General features: G+C 69.8%; 16 protein-coding genes. 10 read left to right on the top strand and 6 right to left on the bottom strand.

Features of this window, described 5'->3' with window-relative positions; genetic code table 11:
- The first annotated feature begins 287 nt into the window (after window positions 1-287).
- A complete protein-coding gene (locus OHA88_RS39845) occupies window positions 288-1,712 on the top strand; it encodes a carboxypeptidase regulatory-like domain-containing protein (protein WP_328629116.1) in 1,425 nt (474 codons plus the stop codon).
- Window positions 1,713-1,744: 32 nt separating this feature from the next.
- On the opposite strand, the gene OHA88_RS39840 is transcribed toward OHA88_RS39845, so the two are convergent.
- Both OHA88_RS39840 and OHA88_RS39835 read right to left on the bottom strand, forming a co-directional pair.
- Window positions 1,745-2,131: a Zn-ribbon domain-containing OB-fold protein gene (locus OHA88_RS39840; protein WP_443044334.1), complete on the bottom strand. Its 387-nt coding sequence runs from the start codon at window positions 2,129-2,131 to the stop codon at window positions 1,745-1,747.
- Window positions 2,132-2,241: 110 nt separating this feature from the next.
- A complete protein-coding gene (locus tag OHA88_RS39835) occupies window positions 2,242-2,946 on the bottom strand; it encodes a TetR family transcriptional regulator (RefSeq protein ID WP_328629115.1) in 705 nt (234 codons plus the stop codon).
- Window positions 2,947-3,054: 108 nt separating this feature from the next.
- Here OHA88_RS39835 and OHA88_RS39830 point away from each other — a divergent pair, with 108 nt between their 5' ends.
- Together OHA88_RS39830 and OHA88_RS39825 are read left to right on the top strand one after the other, a co-directional pair.
- A complete protein-coding gene (locus OHA88_RS39830) occupies window positions 3,055-3,840 on the top strand; it encodes an electron transfer flavoprotein subunit beta/FixA family protein (protein ID WP_328628920.1) in 786 nt (261 codons plus the stop codon).
- Window positions 3,841-3,897: 57 nt separating this feature from the next.
- On the top strand, window positions 3,898-4,860 hold the full coding sequence (locus tag OHA88_RS39825; protein WP_328628921.1) for an electron transfer flavoprotein subunit alpha/FixB family protein: 963 nt from the start codon (window positions 3,898-3,900) through the stop codon (window positions 4,858-4,860).
- Between the two features lie 72 nt (window positions 4,861-4,932).
- Here OHA88_RS39825 and OHA88_RS39820 read toward each other — a convergent pair whose 3' ends face one another.
- Together OHA88_RS39820 and OHA88_RS44755 are read right to left on the bottom strand one after the other, a co-directional pair.
- The gene (locus OHA88_RS39820) at window positions 4,933-5,619 is read right to left on the bottom strand and encodes an alpha/beta hydrolase (protein ID WP_328629114.1); all 687 of its coding nucleotides are present in this window, start codon (window positions 5,617-5,619) and stop codon (window positions 4,933-4,935) included.
- Between the two features lie 311 nt (window positions 5,620-5,930).
- Entirely contained in the window at window positions 5,931-6,350 is a 420-nt protein-coding gene (locus tag OHA88_RS44755; RefSeq protein ID WP_443044333.1) for a hypothetical protein, read from the bottom strand.
- A 46-nt stretch (window positions 6,351-6,396) separates the two neighbouring features.
- Here OHA88_RS44755 and OHA88_RS39815 point away from each other — a divergent pair, with 46 nt between their 5' ends.
- The 4 genes from OHA88_RS39815 to OHA88_RS39800 all read left to right on the top strand — a co-directional run bounded on the left by OHA88_RS39815 (window position 6,397) and on the right by OHA88_RS39800 (window position 15,637).
- Window positions 6,397-7,581: a CaiB/BaiF CoA transferase family protein gene (locus OHA88_RS39815; RefSeq protein ID WP_328629113.1), complete on the top strand. Its 1,185-nt coding sequence runs from the start codon at window positions 6,397-6,399 to the stop codon at window positions 7,579-7,581.
- 412 nt (window positions 7,582-7,993) lie between these two features.
- The gene (locus OHA88_RS39810; RefSeq protein WP_328629112.1) at window positions 7,994-10,864 is read left to right on the top strand and encodes a S8 family serine peptidase; all 2,871 of its coding nucleotides are present in this window, start codon (window positions 7,994-7,996) and stop codon (window positions 10,862-10,864) included.
- Window positions 10,807-11,781 carry a helix-turn-helix domain-containing protein gene (locus OHA88_RS39805; RefSeq protein WP_328629111.1) on the top strand — a complete coding sequence of 325 codons (975 nt, stop codon included), beginning with the start codon at window positions 10,807-10,809 and terminating at the stop codon, window positions 11,779-11,781. The genes OHA88_RS39810 and OHA88_RS39805 overlap by 58 nt, the downstream gene beginning before the upstream one ends.
- Window positions 11,782-11,902: 121 nt before the next feature.
- On the top strand, window positions 11,903-15,637 hold the full coding sequence (locus tag OHA88_RS39800; protein ID WP_328629110.1) for a S8 family serine peptidase: 3,735 nt from the start codon (window positions 11,903-11,905) through the stop codon (window positions 15,635-15,637).
- Window positions 15,638-15,700: 63 nt separating this feature from the next.
- On the opposite strand, the gene OHA88_RS39795 is transcribed toward OHA88_RS39800, so the two are convergent.
- On the bottom strand, window positions 15,701-16,408 hold the full coding sequence (locus tag OHA88_RS39795; RefSeq protein WP_328629109.1) for a pyridoxamine 5'-phosphate oxidase family protein: 708 nt from the start codon (window positions 16,406-16,408) through the stop codon (window positions 15,701-15,703).
- Between the two features lie 270 nt (window positions 16,409-16,678).
- Between OHA88_RS39795 and OHA88_RS39790 the strand changes: the two genes are divergently transcribed.
- The 3 genes from OHA88_RS39790 to OHA88_RS39780 all read left to right on the top strand — a co-directional run bounded on the left by OHA88_RS39790 (window position 16,679) and on the right by OHA88_RS39780 (window position 20,315).
- Window positions 16,679-18,406: a sensor histidine kinase gene (locus OHA88_RS39790; RefSeq protein ID WP_328629108.1), complete on the top strand. Its 1,728-nt coding sequence runs from the start codon at window positions 16,679-16,681 to the stop codon at window positions 18,404-18,406.
- 137 nt (window positions 18,407-18,543) lie between these two features.
- Window positions 18,544-19,458, top strand: a complete 915-nt coding sequence (locus OHA88_RS39785) for a universal stress protein (protein ID WP_328629107.1) — start codon at window positions 18,544-18,546, stop codon at window positions 19,456-19,458.
- The gene (locus tag OHA88_RS39780; protein WP_328629106.1) at window positions 19,455-20,315 is read left to right on the top strand and encodes a universal stress protein; all 861 of its coding nucleotides are present in this window, start codon (window positions 19,455-19,457) and stop codon (window positions 20,313-20,315) included. Before OHA88_RS39785 ends, OHA88_RS39780 begins: the two co-directional genes overlap by 4 nt.
- Before the next feature lie 109 nt (window positions 20,316-20,424).
- On the opposite strand, the gene OHA88_RS39775 is transcribed toward OHA88_RS39780, so the two are convergent.
- Entirely contained in the window at window positions 20,425-20,883 is a 459-nt protein-coding gene (locus OHA88_RS39775) for a Crp/Fnr family transcriptional regulator (RefSeq protein ID WP_328629105.1), read from the bottom strand.
- Between the last annotated feature and the right edge of the window lie 115 nt (window positions 20,884-20,998).

Raw genomic sequence — 20,998 nt, 5'->3', positions numbered from 1 at the left:
GTGACGGTCGCAGGAGGCGGGCTCGGAGAACTTGGTCCCGCGGTCTCCCTCCAAAGGCCCGGGATCAGCGCCGGCATCTCCGCGCAAGTCGTGGAGGCGAAGCAGTCCGGCGTCGTGATGGCGCTGCCCGCCGGCGAAACGCGGCCGGTGGAGGAGCGCAGCTCGGGTACCGACGAACCAATCCACCAACACTGGCGCGGCGGCGTTGGCCTCGCCGCACATCCAGTCGGCGGGCTGTCCCACGAGCACTCCGACATGGCTCACCGTGGCGCCCAAGGGGTGGTGCTGTGAAGCACCGGATCGAGCGTCCTCGGGGCATACCCCTGGCCAGGACTCTGGCCGAGACCCTGATGTTCCCGACGGTGCTCTTCCTCGCCCTTCTGTTCTGCTTCCCCACGGCCTTTCACGAGCCTCAGCCGAACCACGCGAAGGTCGTGGTCGCCAACCGCGTGCTGGAAACCAAAGTCGACGCCGCTCTGCAAAAGAAACACCCCGACTGGTTCGATGTCAGCGCCGTGGCAGACGCCGGAGAAGCCCGCCAGGCGGTGCTGAACCGCGACGCGGTGGCAGGCTACGTCGCCGAGGGCAGACATGCTGTGCTCTACGTGGCCGAGGCCAACGGGCTGCCTCTCAGGCAGGTGCTGACCAAGGGCTTCACCCGGCTTGCGGCGCACAACCACCAGAGGCTCACGGTCACGGACGTCGCCCCCACCGTGAGCAAGGACTTGAATGCCGCGACCGTGGTCTACTTCGGAGTCGCCTGGAGCGTCCCCGGCTACATACTCGCGACGACCCTGCTGCGGGCGGTGACCTTCAACCGTCGCAAGAAACTGATGATGATCGTGGGCGCCTCCGCCCTCTTCAGTGCCGTGGGCTTCTTCGTCGGAGTAGGGCTGGACTACTTCCCCAACGACTCCTCGGTCCTGGCGATCGCCTTCTTGCTCACCACGGCGGTGGCCACGTTCGCCCACGGCGTGGCGCCTTTCACCAAGCAGTTCTTCCCCATGGTGGGCATGGGTCTGTACATCGTGCTGAGCGTTCCCTCCAGCGGCGTGGCCCCTGTCCCGCTGCTGCCGACGTTCTTCCAGGACCTGCACGTCGTCATGCCGCTGGGCAACGCGGTGGACGCCCTGAAGGGAGTCCTGTACTTCGACAATGCGGGGGTGCTCAAGCCGGTCCTCGTGCTGTGCGCGTGGATCACAGCGGGTTTGGCGCTGATGGGCCTCGACGCGTGGCGGCACCACCGCCTCGCCGCACGACGGAGCGCGGAGGACGAGCAGGAGGACATTCCGGAGCCGCCGGTGGAGGACCCGTCCGTCGAGGCACCCACGCCTACCGCGCTTCCGGTCCACCGCCACCACTTCGGCGAACCATTGCCGATGCTGGAGGGCACCGTCCGCAACGACGAGCAGCAGCCCGTCCGCCATGCCGCAGTGACTGTCATGGACACCAGCGGCCGACAGTTGGTGCGGACCACGACGAACGCGCAGGGCGAGTACGCCGTGACCGGTCTGCCCGAGGGATATATCAGCGTTGTGGTCTCGTACCCCGGCCGAAATCCGGTGGTCCACCAGAAGCTGCTGCAGTCCGGTGTGGCCGTCCGGGCCGACTTCAGCATGCACGGCCGGCGCAACGGGGCGTCACCTCACGCGCTGTCCAACGGGACCGGTCCGACAACGATTCGTGGGGACGCAGTTCGCGGCAGCCGGTGATGTCCGGGTCGTCCGGCTGCCCGGGGACCGGTTCACTGCCAATCGGCGCGCCCGACCGGGTCGCAGAGTTCGAGGACGAGCTCCGCGGAATCCGGGGCGGCGCCGGTGACGGGGCGCACCCGCGCGCCCACGTACACCAGATGCGGTGCGGCACCCACGACCTGGCATCGGAACACGAAGCCTTCGGGCAACCGGACCAAGGACTCGTTGCGAGCAGCCTCGGTGTAGCGGTGCACCACGCTGGACCGCACGACGACACCCAGGCCGTCGCTGCGTACGGAGTCCAGATCGCTCGACGCGCACACCGGACACAACAGCCGCCGGAACGACGCCGTACCGCACCAGCGGCAGAGCTGGTGGATCAGTCCGGCTTCACCCGCCGTCGGCGCGGCCTTACTTGCTGAAACTGAATGGGACACGTCTCGACCCCTTGGACTCGGCTCGGGTGCGTCGGCGCCGTGCCTCGACGCAGACGCACCATATGGCACTGAGTGCCGAGAGGTAAAGGTACTGAGTACCTATGCCGAGATCAGTCCTCGGCGAGGGCCGACTCGACCTTCTGCACCACGCGCCACATGGGCGTGCCCTTGGCGGCGACCACCACGACGACGTCGTCGCCCGCGGCCGGCGTGGCGACGCCTTCGGCTGCGGCACCCCAGACCTGCCGCACGATCCCGAGAGCGTGGTCCACCGCAGCCTCCGCGTCCCCCTTGCCGCCCGAACGCAGCCACGACCGCAGGCCGTTGTTGTGCGCGGCGACCACTGCCGCGGCGATCACCTCGGCGTGCAGCGGGCCGTCCGGGGTACCGGCGTAGCGGCCGCGGAGATACTCGGCCAGCGTGCGTTCGTAGCGGCGGACCACGGACAACTCGTAGGTCCGCAGGCCGGGAACCTCCCGCGTGAGGTGGTAGCGCTGGACGGAGAACTCCGGATTCGCGGCGTACATCCGCAACACGAGTCGGGCCGCGTCGCACACCGTGGCCACCGGGTCGCCGTCGTCGGCCGCCTCCAGAAGCGCCGTCATATCGGCGAGACAGCGCTCGTGGTCGGGGAAGACCACGTCCTCCTTGGAAGGGAAGTAGCGGAAGAACGAACGCCGCCCGACCTCGGCCCGCGCGACGATGTCATCCACCGTCGTCCGCTCGAAGCCCCGTTCCAGAAAGAGCTGGAACGCCGCCTCCGCGAGCACCTCCCGCATGGGTGGCTTCTTCACTGGTCTGCGTGCCTCGGTCATGCCGGGAACCTAACACCAACTGCGCCCGTTCGACACTACGTACCTTTACAGAGGGTACTGAGTGCCATATGGTCGACTGAGGAACCACACCCAGGTAGGAGAGCCGGCGTGAGCTTGAGGATCGTTGTCTGTGTGAAGTACGTGCCCGACGCCACTGGTGACCGGCATTTCGCCGATGATCTGACGCTGGACCGTGAGGATGTCGACGGTCTGTTGTCGGAGCTGGATGAGTACGCGGTGGAGCAGGCGCTGCAGATCGCGGACGAGGCGGATGATGCGGAGATCACCGTGTTGACGGTGGGTCCGGAGGATGCCAAGGACGCGTTGCGCAAGGCGTTGTCGATGGGTGCGGACAGGGCGGTTCATGTCGAGGACGACGATCTGCACGGTACGGATGTGATCGGTACGTCGCTGGTGCTGGCGAAGGCGATCGAGAAGACGGGCTACGACCTGGTCGTGTGTGGGATGGCGTCGACGGACGGGACGATGGGTGTGCTGCCGGCGGTGCTGGCGGAGCGTCTGGGTGTTCCGCAGGTGACGTTGTTGTCGGAGGTGAAGGTCGAGGGCGGCACGGTGACCGGGCGTCGTGACGGTGACAGTGCGTCGGAGCAGTTGCAGGCGTCGTTGCCGGCGGTGGTGTCGGTGACGGACCAGTCGGGTGAGGCGCGTTACCCGTCGTTCAAGGGGATCATGGCGGCGAAGAAGAAGCCGGTCGAGTCCCTGGATCTGGAGGATCTGGAGATCGACGCGGACGAGGTCGGTCTGGCGGGTGCGTGGACCGCGGTGGATTCCGCGGCGCAGCGTCCGGCTCGTACGGCGGGCACGATCGTCAAGGACGAGGGCGAGGGCGGCAAGCAGCTCGCCGAGTTCCTCGCGGGCCAGAAGTTCATCTAGAGCCGGCTGTTTCGTCCGTTCCTCGTTCCTTCGTTACCTGCAGGAGATTGAAGTCCCATGGCTGAAGTTCTCGTCTATGTCGACCACGTGGACGGTGCCGTCCGCAAGCCCACTCTGGAGCTGTTGACGCTGGCGCGTCGGATCGGTGAGCCGGTCGCTGTCGCGCTGGGCGCGGGTGCGGCCGAGACGGTGTCGGTGCTGGCTGAGCACGGTGCGGTGAAGGTCCTGACCGCGGACGCCGCCGAGTTCGCCGATTATCTGGTCGTGCCGAAGGTGGATGCGCTGCAGGCTGCGGTCGAGGCGGTGTCCCCGGTCGCGGTGCTGGTTCCGTCCTCCGCGGAGGGCAAGGAGATCGCTGCCCGTCTCGCGGTCCGGATCGGTTCCGGGATCATTACCGACGCGGTGGATCTGGAGGCCGGTGAGCTGGGTCCGGTGGCCACGCAGTCCGCGTTCGCGGCGTCGTTCACCACGAAGTCCCGTGTGTCCAGGGGTGTCCCGGTCATCACGGTGAAGCCGAACTCGGCGCCGGTCGAGGCGGCCCCGGCCGCGGGTGCGGTCGAGACCCTGCCGGTCGGTTTCTCGGCGCAGGCCACCGGCACGAAGGTGCTGTCGCGTACTCCGCGTGAGTCGACGGGGCGTCCGGAGCTGACCGAGGCCGCGATCGTGGTCTCCGGTGGCCGTGGTGTCAACGGTGCGGAGAACTTCGCGATCATCGAGGCGCTCGCCGACTCGCTGGGCGCGGCGGTGGGTGCCTCGCGTGCCGCGGTCGACGCCGGCTGGTACCCGCACTCCAACCAGGTCGGCCAGACCGGCAAGTCCGTGTCCCCGCAGCTGTACATCGCGTCCGGTATCTCCGGTGCGATCCAGCACCGGGCGGGCATGCAGACCTCGAAGACGATCGTTGCGATCAACAAGGACTCCGAGGCCCCGATCTTCGACCTCGTCGACTACGGCGTCGTCGGCGACCTCTTCCAGGTCGTCCCCCAGCTCACCGACGAGGTCAACACCCGCAAGGGCTGACCTGTCGAACTGGCCGCGGGCGCACTTCACGGCCCCCGCGGCCAGGCGCTTCCGTACGGCCGGCGGCAGCAGTCAGACGCCGGCCGCTTCCTGGATCAGGTCGGTGACCGGGCCGGGCCGGGAGGCCAACGAAGCATGGCTCGCGTCCAGTTCAATGATCCTGCGCGGGTTCATGCGCTGTGCCATGCGGCGTTCGTTGTCCGGGTGGATCATGCGGTCCGCGGTGGAGACCTGGTACCAGGAAGGCTTTGCGCGCCAGGCCGGGGTGGTGATGGTGTCGCCGAATGTCGATGCAAGCGGTGCCTTCTGGGTCACCGCCATGACCAGCGCCTCGTCGGCCGGGAGGTCCTGGGCGAAGCTCTCGTGGAACTTGTCCTGCTTGATCCAGAGGTAGCCGTCGGAATCCGGGGCCAGGTTCTCCATCCCGGCCGGAGGCGTCTCCTCGCTGATCCGACCGGGGCTCTCCCCCGCGTCCGGGGCGAATGCGGCGATGTAGACCAGCCCAGCCACGTTGGGCAGGTCCCCGGCCTCCGTGATGACCGCTCCGCCGTAGGAGTGGCCCACCAGCACCACCGGTCCGTCGATCTGCTGGACCATCTTCCGCGTGCGTGCGGCGTCGTCGACCAGCGAGGTCAGCGGGATCTCCACCGCGTGCAGGGAGTTGAAGCCTCGCCTGTGCAGCTCGGTGATGACCTTGCCCCAGTGGGCGGCGCCACCCCAGAAGCCGTGGACCAGGACGATGGCGGGCTTGTCGGCCATGGGGTTCGCACCCTTCCTCTGTCTCCGGGTCTCTGCTGCCATCGGTCACGCTAGGCGGGCCACCTGACGCCCGCCACCGCACACGGCGCAGGGCGAGTCGGAGTGCGGTGAGGTCCACGACTGTGTCGCCCTCGCAGTCCGCGGCGCCGCGCCCGTACCAGCCCTTGCCGCGACCGCAACCCGGGTGGCCCGTTCGGGCGACACAAGGTGGCACGGCTCGGGGCGACTGTCCGCACAGGCGGACGGCTACGCCTCCGAGGCGGTGTGCGGCCAAAGAGCCCCGACCGCTCATCGGGGCCGGGGCTCACGCATCACGCCTCGTCGTCAGGCGCGCACGGGGCGCCTTGGCGCACGCGGCCGGTACTCGACGACGGCCGGCGCCGGCGAGACGTAGCGCGCTCGACGAGTTCGTCCTCGGTGACGGGCCCATCGGGCCGGTACCACTGCGCGACGGCATTGCACATGGCGATCACCGCACGGCGCGCGTGATCGGGGTACTCGGTCTGGTGGAGACCGTGCGGACCCCCGAAGGCTCCGGGCTGCTGACCGGAGATACCTCCGTCGAGATCACGATCGGCGACGGAACGGAACTCGGCGCCGCCCTCGCACTGCCGCCCGGTTTCCCCGAACTCCCGGGCGGTGAAAAGGATTTCGCCACCAAATTCGCCGACTGCGGGGCAGGCGTACCCGGACTGCTCGTCTCGTCGGCCTCGGCTGGAAGGGTGCCGCACATCTCATGCGCGACACTTTCCCCGTACACCGTCCGAAGGAGCACGCATGAGCCCTCTCCCCCTCGAAGGAATCACTGTCGTCAGCCTGGAGCAGGCCGTCGCCGCCCCATTCGCCACCCGCCAGCTCGCCGACCTGGGGGCCAGAGTCATCAAGGTCGAACGCCCGGGTGCCGGTGACTTCGCCCGGGGCTACGACGAGTCCGTGCACGGCCAGTCCAGCTACTTCGTGTGGCTGAACCGGTCGAAGGAGTCGCTGACACTGGACATCAAGACGCCCGCGGGCCGCGAGGTCCTGGAGCGGCTGCTCGCCGGGGCCGACGTCTTCGTGCAGAACCTCGCCCCGGGCGCGGCGCGCCGACTCGGCCTGGGAGCCGATGAGCTGAGCGAGCGCTACCCCTCCATCGTCGTCTGTGACATCTCCGGATACGGCAACACCGGCCCCTGGGCGGACCGCAAGGCGTACGACCTGCTGGTGCAGTGCGAGACAGGCGTGGTGTCGCTGACCGGCTCGCCCGAAGAGCCCGCCAAGGTGGGCATCTCGATCGCCGACATCGCAGCGGGCATGTACGCGTACTCGGGCATCCTCACCGCACTCTACGAACGGCGGGCGACGGGCCGGGCCCGCTCCGTGGAGGTGTCGCTCTTCGAGTCGCTCTCGGAGTGGGTGGGCTCCCCCGCGTACTACACGGCGTACTCGGGCACGCAGCCCGCACGCGTCGGCGCCCAGCACGCGACGATCGCCCCTTACGGACCGTACAGCGCGGCGGACGGCAGGACCGTGCTGCTCGCCATCCAGAACGAACGCGAATGGGCGTCCTTCTGCGAGGTCTTCCTCGGCGACGCCTCCCTCGCCGGCGACCCGCGGTTCCACCGGAACTCGGCGCGGGTGGCCCGCCGCGACGAACTCAACGCGATCGTCGCCGCGCGCTTCGCCGAGCTGGACGCGGCCGCCGCGGTGAAGCTCCTCGACGACGCGAAGGTCGCCAACGCGCGGCTCAATTCGGTCGAGGAGCACTGGAATCACCCGGTCCTGTCCGGCCGTGACCGCTGGCGGGACGTGTCGACTCCCGGTGGCGCGATCAAGGCCCTGCTGCCGCCCGCCACCCCCAGCGGGCTGAATCCCCGCATGGACCCTGTTCCCGCCGTGGGCGAGCACACGGACAGCGTGCTGCGCGGGCTCGGCTACGACGAGACCGCCATCACCGCCCTGCGCGCCGAAGGCGCGGTCTGACGTCACTGGGAAGGCTGCGCGCCATGGTGGATGCCGGCCGCGGCCGCCGAGCAGTTGGACTGCGCGATGGCACTCGACAAGGCGTGCCGGGTGCCGAGGCCAGCGCTGCCGCTGTTCCTGATGGTCCCGCAGGCCTCCTACTGGTACCAGTTGTTCGCCCTCTCCGGCGGAAAGCGTGTCCGACACCGCCGACCGGGCGAGGCCCCGTGCCCTGCTCGCCTCCGTCACCGCCCCGGTCGTCGCCAGAGGCCGCCTGACCGGCACCTACGAACGCTGACCACGGCAGTCCAGGTGCGGGGCGCGATCGCATGCCCCGGGAACCCGCGGTGGTACGTCGAGTCCTCGCCATGGCGGAAACACGACAGCCGGTCACCGTTGCCCTTCCGTTGCCGTTCGCATTTGATCGACCGTCGTGTACAGACACTCGATATCCGCAGCGTCCGCGCTGATCCTCGTCTCGCTCGTCCTGCCCGGTGACCTGGCGCACGCGGACTCCGGCGAACCGTCCGGGCCGTCGGTGACGCGCATCGTCACGCTCGACAACGCCCCGGCCGCGCAGGAGGCAGCTCCCCTGGACCGGGCAGCGGCCCGCCGTACCGTCTCCGATGCGCAGCAGCAACTGATCGGCGCCGCACACGAGTCGGGCATCGCGGTTTCCGTACAACGCCGGTACCGCAATGTCGTCAACGGTCTCCTCGTCAAAGTGCCTGCGGGACAGGCCGACCGGCTGGCCGCACTCCCGGGCGTGGCCCAGGTCACCGAGCCCGTGACGTACGAGATGCCCGAAAAGCCCACCCCGGTGTCCGAGGACGTCCTGGAAAAGGCCGTGGACCGGGCCGGCCGTGACGCACGGTCCGCCGACGGGGCCCCCTCCGGCCGGGAGATCGTCACCGTCACGGATCTCACCGGCGTCCCGCAGTCCCATGGCCAAGGCTTCACGGGCAGGGGTGTCACCGTCGGCATCATCGACAGCGGCATCGCGTACGACCATCCGGCGCTCGGCGGCGGGGGCTTCCCCAACGCGAAGGTGGTCGGCGGCTACGACTTCGCGGACGAGGACGCCGACCCGTACGACGACAGGTTCGGCCCGGCGGCCGGGCACGGCACCCATGTCGCGGGCATCGTCGCCGGGGACGACGCGCACATCGAGGGCGTCGCCCCGGACGCCACGCTGCGCTCCTACCGGGTGTTCGGTACGAAGAACACGCCGACCGACGCAATCATCCTGGCCGCGCTCGACCAGGCCGCCGCCGACGGCGTGGACGTCGTCAACATGAGCCTCGGCGCGACCGGCAACCGCAGCAGCAGCGTGCTCTCGCTTGCCGTCGACCACCTGGTGGACTCCGGCGTACCCACGGTCGTGGCCAACGGGAACGGCTACGCCGGTCCCTTCAACGCCGCGGCACCCGCGGTCGCGGACGGGGCCATCGCGGTCGGCAGCACCTACAGCAGCCGCTACCCGTTCCTCGCGTTCACACTCGACGACGGCTCCACCGCTCCCGTTCCGTACATGGACTCCGGGCGGGCCCCCGCCGCTCCCTCGACCGGCGGGCACCCGGTGACCGTCATTCCGTCCAACTGCGCCCCGCTGCCCGCCGGCAGTCTCGAAGGCAAGATCGCGCTGTTCGCCCCGTACACCGGAACCGACGTGTTCAACTGCCGGGTGATGGACCTGGCCCGCACCGCCGAGGCTGCGGGTGCGGTCGCCGCGGTCCACTACAACCCGTCGGGCACCGATCCGGACGCGATGCCGTTCTCCCCCTGCTGCGGCACCATCGGCATCCCCGTGGTAGGGATCCGCGCGCGGGACGCCGAGCGCATCAAGGCCGCGCCGGCCGGCACGAAGCTGACCTGGGGTGCGTACGCCGGTGCGCCGATGACCGCCGACGCCGCCGGGCTGATGGATGCCGGCTCCTCCTGGGGCCCGGGCAATGAGCTGGAGTTCAAGCCGGACGTCGCCGCTCCCGGCGGGTACATCCTGTCCGCGCTTCCCCCGGCCCAGGACTGGTACGGCGTCATGTCCGGTACCTCGATGGCGTCCCCGCATGTCGCTGGAGTGGTCGCCCTGCTGCTCCAGGCCCGGCCGGACCTCACCCCGGCCCAGGTGCAGACCGCGCTGCAGAACACGGCCACTCCGCTCGCCATGACAGGTGACCACGAGCGCGGCCGGCAACCGGTCGCCCAGCAGGGCGCGGGCCGGATCGACGCGGTCGCCGCGCTGGCGTCGGTCTCCGGCGACACCGTGAGGGCCACGCCGTCCGAGCTGGCCCTGGGCGACCTCGAGGGCCGGCAGCGGACCCGCCGGATCACGGTCCACAATCCGACCTCCCGTCCGGTGACCTACCGGGTCGGGCAGAGCGCCGCCGTCTCCGCGGCCCCGCCGTACACCAGTGAGTGGCAGCCCACCGATGCCACCGGCGACGCCGAGGTCGACGGCCGGGACAGGATCACCGTGGCCGCGCACGGCAGCCGTACCGTCACCGTGCACATCAGGCAGCCTCAAGGCGTTGCCGAAGGGACCCTGTTCGGTGGCTGGGTGGAGCTCACCCGGACCGGCTCGGCGGCCCCGGAGATCCGGGTGCCGTATCTGGGCATGGCAGGCGACTTCGACGCGGTGTCGGCGATCAACCCCACCTTCACCTCGGTCAACAAGACGCTGGACAACCCGGCGCTGCGTCCCGGCTACTTCACCTTCGGCAAGAACGTGCCCACCACCGTCGACCTGACAGACACGTCCACGGCCAACGACAAGGCCTGGGTCATGCTGTCCCACGGCTTCCCGCTCCTGGAGCGGATGCGGCTCCAGGTCCTCGACACGCGCGGCAAGGTGATCGACACCCCGTACGACGCGTCGTGGGTGACCCGCAATTCCGGCGCCGGCACAGGGGTGGCGTTCTACAGCTGGGACGCCACGCGTGCCGACGGCACCCCCGCGCCCCGCCGGTACGTACCGGCTGCGCCTCGTCTTCGACAAGGCGCTCGGCGACCCGCAGAAGTCACCGGGCACCCAGATCTGGACCTCCCCGGAGGTCACCCTGGTCCGCTGACCGCACCAGCGACCCACGTCGCAACGGCTCGTCGAACGGCCGGTGGACCTGCCCGCCCGGGCGGGCCCACCGGCCGCCGCCGTTTCCACGGCGCCGGTGGCACCGCCCGGGCCCCGCAGTCGGGTGTGCCCTGCCGAGCTGCAAGAATCCGGCGGTACGCACGGACCGGAGGGTGGCTTTGGCACTGGAAGATCTCGGGCTCGGCGCCTGTGAGGAAGCCGTATACAGGGTGCTGATCGAGCAGCCCTCGGCCTCGCTCGCCGAAGTCGCCGCGGCAGCGGCCGTCCCGGACGCGGAAGTTGCGGAGGCATTGCACTCGCTCGCGGCTCGCGCCCTGGTCGACAGGCAGCCCGGAAGCGGCCACTATGTGGCCGCGCCGCCGTCGGTCGCGCTCGGCACGGAACTGACCGAGCGCCGCATCCGCCTTCACCGTGCCGAACTCGCGCTCGCCGAGCTGGTCGAGACCTACCGGACCGGGTCCATGGGACGCGCACAGCGTGATCTCGTCGAGGTCGTCGAGGGGCGGGATGCCGTACGCCGGCGCTACCTCCAGCTCCAGCTCTCCTCCCGGCACGCCATCGACACGTTCGTCACCGGCGACGTCCAGGTGGTCGGCCCGGAGAACACCGAGGAACCGACCGTGCTGTCGCGCGGCCTGCAGGTGCGTGCCGTCATCGACCAGTCGTTCCTGGGTGAACCGCGCGCGGCCGACAACGTGGACGAATCGCTCGACCGAGGCATGCGGATCCGGACGGTCGACGGCGTGCCGCTCAAGCTCATCGTCTGCGACGGCGAGGTGGCGATGCTGCCGCTGCACGGCTCCGGCAGCGAGGTCGACCCCAGTCTCGTGCTGCGTGGCGGCCTCGCCAACGTCGCCCAGGCACTCTTCGACGCCGTCTGGGAACGAGCCCGCCCCTACGGCGAACCACACCACGGGATCGACGTCCTCGACACCCGCATACTGCGTCTTCTGCTCGCCGGTCTCACCGATCACGCGATGGCCGCGCAGGTGGACATGTCGGCACGCACCGTGCAGCGGCGCATCCAGGGGCTGATGGTCCAGGCCGGGGCCACCACCCGCATCCAACTCGGCTGGTACGCCCGGCATCACGGCTGGGCGTATGTCGAGTGCGTGCTCCGCGTCCGGCGCTGACGAGTCTCCGCCACGGCAGGTAACCGCCAAGTCGGAACGGCGACAAGCGAGTTGTCGCCGCAGAAACTCTTCGCAGCACCCGGAACCAACCGTTCGCCGGGTGCGCGGAGGAGAGACATCCATGACCAGAGCATCCACGAGGCGGAGGTCCCGGCTGCTGGCAGCCGGGCTGTCGCTCGTACTGCTGCCGGCGGGGCAGGCTGTCGCTGCAGGGGCAGTGGGGACGGCAGGGGCGGGCACCGACCGTGCCGCGTCGCCCGTACACGCACCCACCACCGCACGAACCGTCACCCTGATCACCGGTGACCAGGTGACCGTGAACGACCTCGGCGCAGGCCGGAAGTCGGTCGCCGTGGAGCGTCCCGAGGGCGCGACCGGAGCGGTTCGCAGCGAGATATCCGGCGGCCGGATCACCGTCATACCCGACGAGGCCCGGCCCTACCTCCAGGCGGGCGTCCTCGACGCCGAACTCTTCGACGTCACCGCTCTGATCGAGCAGGGGCTCGGTGGCCCGTCCTCCGACGGACTGCCGCTCATCGTGACGTACACGAAGAACACCCGGAGCGCCACGCCGCACGGAGCCCGCCAGGTCCGTGGTCTGCCGAGTGTGGGCGGTGCGGCTCTGGAGGCTTCGACGTCCGGGGAGTTCTGGCGCACGGTCGCACCGGACGTCACCTCCGTGGCGCGCAGCGCGACTTCGGGCCGAGTGCGTCTGGCCGGCGGCGTCGAGAAGATCTGGCTGGACGCCCGGGTCGACGCCGCGATGGAGACCAGCAACGCCCAGATCGGTACGCCCGCCGCCTGGGAGGCGGGGCTGACCGGCAAGGGCGTCAAGGTCGCCGTCCTCGACACGGGCGTGGACCTGACCCACCCCGATCTCAAGGACCGGGTGACCGAGACCAAGAGCTTCATCGAGGGCCAGGAGGTCGCCGACCGGAACGGGCACGGCACGCATGTCTCCTCCACCGTCGGTGGCAGCGGTGCCGCGTCCGACGGCAAGGAGAAGGGCGTCGCGCCCGACGCCACGCTCGCCGTCGGCAAGGTCCTCAGCGACCAGGGGTCCGGCACCGAGTCCCAGATCATCGCCGGCATGGAGTGGGCGGCCAAGGACATCCACGCCAAGATCGTCTCGATGAGCCTCGGATCGTCGCAGGGCAGCGACGGCACCGACCCGATGGCCCAGGCGGTGAACACCCTCTCGAAGGACACGGGCGCCCTGTTCGTGATCGCGGCGGGCAACGCCGGCTCCCCCGGCACCATCGGCTCCCCCGGCGCCGCCGACTCCGCACTCACGATCGGCGCGGTCGACTCCGCCGACAAGCGAGCGTACTTCTCCAGCCAGGGCCCGCGCCTCGGCGACAACGCGCTCAAGCCCGACCTGTCCGCCCCGGGCGTGAACATCCTCGCGGCACGCTCGCAACTCGTCTCCGGGAGCGGCCCGTACACGTCGATGAGCGGTACGTCCATGGCGACCCCGCACGTCGCGGGCGTCGCGGCGCTGCTCGCCGAGAAGCACCCCGACTGGAGCGGACAGCAGCTCAAGGACGGGCTGATGAGCACGTCCAAGCAGATCAGCGGCACGTCGTACGAGGTGGGTGCGGGCCGCGTCGACGTCCCGTCCGCTGTCGCCGCGCAGATCACCGCGACCGGCAGCGCAGACCTCGGCTTCACCAGCTGGCCCTACGAGGCCAACAAGCCGGTCACGAAGACGCTGACGTACACCAACACCTCCGACCGGCCGGTCACCCTGACGCTGGCCGCCGAGGGCGCTCCCGCCGGCGTGGTCGCCCTCGCCGACTCCACCCTCACCGTGCCCGCGCACGGCACCGCGCAGACAACGGTCACCGGTGACGGCACCGGCGCGCCGGTCGGCACCACCTCCGGCCGGATCGTCGCCAAGGACGGCGACACAGTGGTGGCGCACACGGCCTTCGGCCTGACCAAGGAGGACGAGCGCTACACCCTCACCGTCCACGTCAAGGACCGCGACGGCGCGGCGTCACCCGCATACCTCGCCGTACAGAAGCTGGCCAAGGGGGTATCGCCCTTCCCTGCCACGGTCGACGACTCCGGGACACTCGAGCTGCGCCTGCAGCCCGGCACATACACCCTGTCCAGCTTCCTCGACGTGCGCGGCAGCAAGGGCAAGGACTCGCTCGGTCTCGGGCTTCTCACCGAGCCCGAGGTCACCTTGGACCGTGACCGCGAAGTCACCCTCGACGGGCGCAAGTTGCGGGAGATCCGGGCCGAGGTGGACCAGCGGACCCAGACCCGTCAGCTGCTGATGAAGTTCAACCGGGCGGCGAACGGCGCGTCGTACACGGGGGCCGTGCAGGTCCCGTTGAAGTACGACAGCATCTTCGCCGCGCCGACCCACAAGCCCGCCACGGGCACCTTCGAGTACCGGACCGTCTGGCGGCTCGGCAAGCCGCTGCTCGATGTCGAAGCGGGCGGCAAGCGGCTCGGCGAGACGGTCGTCCAGCCCGGATCGGACCTGTTCACCGGGCGGAAGCGGATGTCCCTCGTGGACGCGGGCACCGGAAGCCCCGCCGCCTATGCCGGCAAGAACGTGAAGGGCAAGGCGGTCGTGGTGCGCCGCACCGACGCGATCACCCCCGCCGAGCTGGCTCAGAACGCACAGGACGCGGGTGCCAAGGCCCTGTTCGTCACCGATGAGGCACCCGGGCGGCTGTCGGCCGTGTTCAGCGGGGCCGGCGGGGCGACACGTCCGCTGTACATCGCCTCGGTGAACGCGGCGGACGGAGCGCGGCTGATCGAGGCCGCACGACTCGACCGGGATGTGGAACTGACCGCTGCCCAGTTCACGCCGTATGTGTACGACCTCACCGAGGGATACCCGGGGGCCATCCCCGCTGACCTGACGTACCGCCCGGGCAAGAGCGAACTGGCCGTGGTCAACAACAAGTTCCACGCGACGAAGGCCGCCGACGGCGGCGAGTTCCGCTACTCGATCACCGACACGTTCCCCATCGGCATGGGCTTCCAGGAGAAGATCAAGTTCCCCGCGGAGCGCACCGACTACATCAGCGCCGGCCCCGACCGGGGGTGGCACGAGTCCATGTCCAACGGCCCGGGCGCCATCGAGCAGCGCGGCGGCATCGTGCACTACCGCGGCGGCACCCGCTCCGGAACCGACTGGTTCAAGCCGGTCTGGCACCCGTGGCTGGGCACCGGCCTCGGCTGGGGCCAGCAGCGCGCGGGCAACAACCTGCAGTTCAACACGCCGGGTTGGGGTGACTCGGGACCGGACCACACCGGCTTCGGCGATGTGTGGAACGAGAGCTCGATGACCCAGTTCACCGAGGTGTACGTGGACGGGGTGCGGGTCGACCGCAAGACCAGCTCGGGGGCGTACGCCCGGAACGTCAAGCCGACCGAGCAGGACTTCAAGGTGGTCACCGACACCACCCTGGACCCGGATGTCTGGCGGCTCGCCACGAAGGGCCACTCCGAGTGGACCTTCAAGTCGGCCGCCACGCCGGCCGACCGGTGGACGTATCTGCCGATGCTCAACCTCGGGTTCGACGTCGACACCGACCTGCACGGTGATGTGCGGGCCGGAAAGCGGCTGGATCTCGGGATCTTCTCCGAGTACGTCAAGGGCGCGCCGGACACCGGGAGGATCACCGGCTCCACGCTGGAGGTCTCCTTCGACGACGGTGCGACGTGGACCTCCGTCGAACTCGACGGCGTACGCGGCAAGTCCGCCGCCTGGGCCGGCTCGGTGCGGGTGCCGGACGACGCCCAGTACATCTCCGTGCGGGCCTCGGCCGCCGACGACCGGGGCGGCTCGGTCAAGCAGGAGATCATCCGCGCCGTGGGCGTGCGGAAGTAGCAGGCCGGGTGGGAGCTGCGCCGACGGTGGCGCGGCTCCCACCCCCTGCCGCAGGCACCAGGATCATCCGGAAGGCGGGCTGTGGCTCTGGCGTACGTGGATGCGCCGGCCGGTGAGCCGAGTGGGGGCGATGGTCAGCCACAGGTCGCGGCGTCCGTCGGGCCACGGGTCCGTGTACGCCACCTCGTTCAAGCTCTGCACGACGTTCGGGTCGGTCACCGTCGACGCAGTGCCGGTGGCCAGAACACTCCACCCCTGACTCAGCGCGTCGTCGATGTGGTCGACCTCGAAGGCGACCACATGACCCGCCGCGGCGGCAGGCGTGGCACCGGCTGCCGTCCGGAAGGCCAGGAGGCTACCGACGACCACGTAGTTGACCGGGACAACCGACGGCCCCTCCGTCGTGGAGACTGCGATCCGCCCCACCCCGTGCGTGGACAGCAGTTCGCGGCACTCATCAGCGCTCAGCTCGATCAGTTGCGAGTGATAACCCGCATGGCCGGTACCGGGCGGAAGATCCATGTTGCTGCCGGTGAGCTCGGAAACGGTCGTATCCAGAGCATTGGCCAGCCGCAGCATGAAGCTCATGCTGGGCATGGATTGTTGTTCCTCGAGGTACTGAATGTAAGTGGTGGCCGAACCGGATCTCTCGGCCACTTCCTGCCTGCTGAGTCCCAGCTCTTCGCGACGTGCCGCAACGCGCCTGCCCACGTCACCCGGCGCCGTCGCGCGTTCCTCGCGCGACGGCTCCCGGGGTTCTTCCTCCGACATGCTGCGCACATCCCTCTGCTGGTCGGTGCAATCACTGTCCTACGCCTTCGCGCGTTCCGCCTCAGCATCAATCCTGTGCCGGATCGACGCAGACCGCATGGGCCGACCGGCCCGGTCCACGCCCACCTCAGCCCATCCCCGGGTCCGGCCACGGGACGGGCACGGTGGTCTGCGGGCCCCTCGGCGCGCCGCAGCGGCGCGGGCCCGATCTCCTCCGCGGTCCTATCGTGAGAGGTGGGCGCCAACCGGACCGGAGGGGATGGTGTCGCGGTGAGCGAAGAGCATGCGGCGGGTGCCGAGGGCCTCGCGCTGTTCCCTCTGGACGAGCTTCTCCGCGAGCTGGAGGTCCGTATCAGTGCCGTACGCGGAACGCGGGACAGCCTGCACAGTCTGCTCGAGGCAGTTCTCTCGGTCGGGAGGGAACTGGACCTCGCCCAGGTACTGCGCGGAATCGTGGAGGCCGCTGTCGAGCTGGTGGACGCCAGGTACGGCGCGCTGGGAGTGATCAGCAACGAGGACCGGCTCTCGGAGTTCCTCACGATCGGCGTCGACGCCGAGCAGCGGGAGCGGATCGGATCCCTGCCCAGTGGGCACGGCATTCTCGGAGAGCTGATCCGGCATCCGGCGCCGCTCCGGCTGGCGGAGCTCTCCGATCATCCGTCCTCCTACGGCTTCCCGGCCCATCACCCACCGATGCACTCGTTCCTGGGTGTGCCGATCCGGGTCCGGGAAGAGGTCTTCGGCAACCTCTACCTCACCGAGAAACGCAGCGCGAGGGAGTTCGACGCCGAGGACGAGGCGGTGCTGTCCACCCTCGCGGTCGCAGCAGGAGTGGCGATCGAGAATGCGCGGCTCTACGAGGAGGCCCGGCAACGCGAACAGTGGAACGCAGCGAGCGCCGAGGTGACCAGCATTCTGCTGTCAGGAGCGTCCGGCGCCGAAGTCATGAAGGTGATCATCGAACGCGCCAGGAAGATCGTCTCGGCGGAGTTCGGGGTGATAGCCGTGCCCTCGGGTGACGGAGGGCGGCTGCGCAACGCTCTCACCGTCGACGCCGACAGCCCGCTGCGGTGCGAAAATCCGGGGCCCGGGGAGAGCTTCGTCGGAGCGGCGTTCGAGGCGGCGGAGCCGGTGGTCAGCAGTGATCTCGAGCATGATCCGCGGCTGGGGCAGGACGCGTCACGGTACAGGGGGCTGGGGCCGGCGGTGGCGGTGCCCATCGGACAGCGCGGGAGCGTGCGCGGGGTCCTGCTGCTCGCCCGGAGCTCCGGCCGACCGGAGTTCCGGCCCCCTGAGATCTCGCCGCTGGCGGGCTATGCCGTACAGGCGGGCCTGGCCATGGAAGTCGCCGATCGACGCAGTGACGCCGAGCAGATCGCGCTGCTCGAGGACCGGGACCGGATCGCCCGGGATCTGCACGACCTTGCCATCCAACGGCTGTTCGCGACCGGTATGACGTTGCAGAGTGCACTCAAATTCGTGCAGCACCCGGAGTCCGCGGAGCGCCTGGAACGGGCTGTGAACGATCTCGACGACACCATCAAGGTCATCAGGTCGACGATCTTCGGTCTGCGGACCCACGAAGGCGGCTGGCGGGCCCACGCAGTGACGAGGCAGGTGACTGCGGCCATCGAGGCCGCGGCGCCCTCGCTGGGTTTCCGACCCACACTGAGGGTGGAGGGTTCCATCGACGCCGAGGTGCCGCCGGCGGTCTCCGGTCCCCTCATCGCGGTCCTGGGGGAGGCGCTGAGCAACGCCGCCCGTCATGCCGCCGCTCGCAACGTCGACGTGCACGTCGAGGCGGCCGCAGGCAAGGTGACACTGACCGTCACCGACGACGGCGTGGGCGTCCCGCCAGGAGCTGCGCGAAGTGGACTGCACAACATGGAAGAGCGAGCCGTCGCACTGGGAGGCGTGTTCCGTCAGGACGCCCCGTCCGGTGGAGGAACCAGGATCGTGTGGCGGGTGCCGCTGTCCGGCACGGAAGCGGACGGCTGAGCAACGCGCCCGGTACGGCCTTCGCGCCGCGCAGCGGTCAGGGGACCTTCGGCCCTCACCCGGGCCCCTCCGGCCCTCGTCCGCCGCAAGGCCGTGGTGGCAACGTGAAGGATGCCCCGACGTGGCAAGGAGGAATGATGACGAGCAACGCTTCCGGCCCTCCGCGATACGGGGTGGTCGTGGTCGGCACCGATGGTTCGGCCGCTGCCGGTTCCGCACTCCTGTGGGCGGCCGCTGAAGCGGCACGGAGAGAGAGCCCGCTGCGTATCGTCCATGGCGCAGACACCGAGAACCGGGCCGCGCACACATCCGTCGAGACGCTGGACCGGATAGGGAACGCCGGACGGGAGCTGCTGGAGAAGGCGGCAGCCGAGGTCACGCGGCACTGTCCCGGTGTCGAGGTCACGACCGAATTCAGCCGCAGCAAGCCGGCGGCGAGCCTGCGCTCGGCGGCCGGAACGGACGGCACCATCGTTGTCGGCAGCCGCGGACTGGGCGGGTTCTCCGCGTTGCTGCTCGGCTCCGTCGGACTGCAGGTGGCAGCGGACAGCGAGGTACCCGTTGTCGTGGTCCGCGACGACGGGCAGCGCGCGCGGGCGGGTGTCGTGCTGGCCGCCGTGCGCGGCGCAGCAGACCTGGACTGTGTCCGCCACGCGGCACGGGCAGCCGAACTGCGCAAAGCCTCCCTGCGCATGCTGAGCGTCTGGAACGTACTCCAGTACGTGGGCCTCGTCGCCCCTCTGATGGATGACGTCGACGAGATCGCCCACCGGCGCTCCGGCGAGGTCTCGACGGTCGCCGACCGGATCCGTGAGGAGTTCCCCGGCCTGACCGTGACGACGGATGTGGAGAAGGGCAACTCGACGGCCGGTGTGCTGGTCGAGGCGTCACGCGACGCCGACCTGCTGGTCATGGCCGGCGGGCGGGGTCACCGCCTCATCGGGCCGTCGCTGGCACGGGTCACCCATGCTGTGCTCCACCATGCCCACTGCCCGGTCCTGCTCGTCCCGCGTGCCGGTGGGGCCGCAGAATCGGAACAGGAGAAGTCATGACCAGCAACCTGGACCACTCCGAAGTGCTCGTCGGTGTCGACCTGAACAGACCGTTCCACCTGCCGCTCGTCTGGGCAGCCGACGAGGCCCACCGCAGAGGGCTGACCGTGCGGCTCCTGCTTGCCGTCCCTCCGACGCACCACGGCCACCACGTGGACAACACCGCACAGCATCTCGCCCTGCGCGCCCACGGAGGCGACTCGCTCGCACAGGCGGCAGCCCGTATCCACGAACGGCACGCCGACCTCGAGGTGGTCACCGAGCTGCTGGACGGAATGCCCGCCCCGCTGCTCTGCAGGCACAGCCGACAGGCCCGCATGATCGTGCTGGGAACGCGCGGGCTGGGCCGCCTCGCGGAATTCCTGAGCGCCGGCTCGGTGACCGTGCCGGTCAGTGCGCAGGCGCCCTGTCCGGTCGTCGTGGTGCGAGAGCCCGAGCAGATCTCCGAGCAGCCGCCCCACGTGGTCGTCGGAGTCGACGGCAGCCCGGCGTCGGACGCAGCTGTGGCTTTCGCCTTCGAAGAGGCCGACCTGCGTGGCGCCGAGCTCCGTGCCCTGCTGGTCCGGCAGCCGTCCATGGTCTCTTTCAGGGAGCCGGCTTCGGCGGAGCCGGAGCGGCTCAAGCTGCTGTCCGAGGCGGTCGCCGGGCCGTCCGCCGAGTATCCGGACGTTCACGTCACCCATGAGGTGACGCGCGGGCACCCCGTGGAAGAGCTCGCCCGGGCCTCCGAGGGCGCCCTCGCTGTCGTGGTCGGCCGACGAGGGCAGGGCGGATACACGGGCATGCGGCTCGGCTCGGTGGTTCATGGTCTGCTGCACCGGGCGCACTGCCCCGTCATCACCGTTCCCGCACCATGATCCGACCGCGAGCGCGCCCCGTTCCCGCCGGTGAGGCCATCGGCTGTTGTACACGATCTCCGGCACGCTTCAGCCCCAGGTGGGCGGTCCGCTCGGCCGGGGCGACGGCTCAGGTGCCGTCGGTCAGCCCGCTTCCGTGCGGGGCGTACAGGTCGAGCAGCCGGGCCCTGGTGGACTGCAACCGGTGGGCCACCACCCGTGCGACCCACAGAGCCACGGCAGTGGCCAGCTCGGGATCCGCCTGGCACGCCTGGCGTACCTGAGCCGCGTCCAGCTCATACGCACGCACCAGTGTCATCGCCTCTGCTCCCAGCTGCCACACGTAGGGGCTGAACAGCCAGGACCAGCCGATGAGTTCACCATGGCCGAGGGACTCGATGACCGCCGGGGGGCGCCCCGGCACAGAGAAGTCGAGAGTGACCGTGCCGGTCCGCACGATCCAGAAGTGGTCGGCGCTCTGTCCTTCCTCGAAGATGCGTGTCCCTTCGGGGAACGCCACTTCCGTGGCGAAGTGCATGAGCCGGTCGCGGTGCTCGGGGCCGAGCGACCGCATGGTCGGAGAGGTCATGATCGGGTCTCCTCCGCAGGGGCGGCATTCTTCGTCGGTGAGGTGGCGAGAAGCGCATGGATCTCTTGTCGGTCCCGGCCGTCTCGACGCCTCCTCCGACGGACCTGGTACCAGT

It is taken from the genome of Streptomyces sp. NBC_00353, assembly GCF_036108815.1.
GTDB lineage: Bacteria > Actinomycetota > Actinomycetes > Streptomycetales > Streptomycetaceae > Streptomyces.
The sequence above is the reverse complement of the archived record's forward strand: the minus strand, read 5'-3'. Positions and strand labels throughout refer to the sequence as shown.

Excerpts from the sequence above, each read along its gene's own strand:
- OHA88_RS39820 (WP_328629114.1), bottom strand. The coding sequence starts at position 5,619 with ATGGCCGACAAGCCCGCCATCGTCCTGGTCCACGGCTTCTGGGGTGGC.
- OHA88_RS39835 (WP_328629115.1), bottom strand. The coding sequence starts at position 2,946 with ATGACCGAGGCACGCAGACCAGTGAAGAAGCCACCCATGCGGGAGGTG.
- OHA88_RS39825 (WP_328628921.1), top strand. The coding sequence starts at position 3,898 with ATGGCTGAAGTTCTCGTCTATGTCGACCACGTGGACGGTGCCGTCCGC.
- OHA88_RS39780 (WP_328629106.1), top strand. The coding sequence starts at position 19,455 with ATGACCAGCAACCTGGACCACTCCGAAGTGCTCGTCGGTGTCGACCTG.
- OHA88_RS39815 (WP_328629113.1), top strand. The coding sequence starts at position 6,397 with ATGAGCCCTCTCCCCCTCGAAGGAATCACTGTCGTCAGCCTGGAGCAG.
- OHA88_RS39775 (WP_328629105.1), bottom strand. The coding sequence starts at position 20,883 with ATGACCTCTCCGACCATGCGGTCGCTCGGCCCCGAGCACCGCGACCGG.
- OHA88_RS39795 (WP_328629109.1), bottom strand. The coding sequence starts at position 16,408 with ATGTCGGAGGAAGAACCCCGGGAGCCGTCGCGCGAGGAACGCGCGACG.
- OHA88_RS39785 (WP_328629107.1), top strand. The coding sequence starts at position 18,544 with ATGACGAGCAACGCTTCCGGCCCTCCGCGATACGGGGTGGTCGTGGTC.
- OHA88_RS39800 (WP_328629110.1), top strand. The coding sequence starts at position 11,903 with ATGACCAGAGCATCCACGAGGCGGAGGTCCCGGCTGCTGGCAGCCGGG.